The 448-nt window shown below is 66.7% G+C and carries 1 protein-coding gene; it reads left to right on the top strand.

Annotated elements, in window-relative coordinates:
* Positions 1 to 448: condensation domain-containing protein (locus tag GCN81_RS00115; protein ID WP_231626282.1), on the top strand; the 448-nt coding region annotated here is incomplete at both ends.

Below are 448 nucleotides of genomic sequence, written 5' to 3'. Positions count from 1 at the left end.
ACCCTCCCCGTTCGCGTACGCCTGAACCCGCACACCACTGTCGGCCACCTGCTGGCCCAGTTGCAGGACCAGCAGTCCGGGCTGATGGCCCATCATCATCTGACCCTCACCGACATCCAGCGCCTGGCCGGGGGAGGTGAACTCTTCGACACCCTCGCCGTCCTGGAGAACTACCCGCTGGATGCGGACGTCCTGGAGCTGCCGGGCACCGGGCTGCGGGTCACGGATGTCGAGCCGCGGGATGCGACGCACTATCCGTTGAGTTTGGCGGTGATTCCTGGTGATGGGCTGAGGCTGCGGTTGGACCACCGTGCCGACGTGTTCGACCGCGATGCGGCCGCACGTATCCTGGACCGCTTCCAGCGCGTTCTGGAGATCCTGGCCGACGACCCGGACCAGCCTGTCTCGCGTCTGGACCTGCTGGTGGCCGATGAGCGTGAGCTGGTTC

The organism is Streptomyces apocyni (assembly GCF_009739465.1).
GTDB classification, from domain to species: Bacteria; Actinomycetota; Actinomycetes; order Streptomycetales; family Streptomycetaceae; genus Streptomyces; species Streptomyces apocyni.
This window is presented reverse-complemented; position numbering and strand designations above follow the sequence as displayed.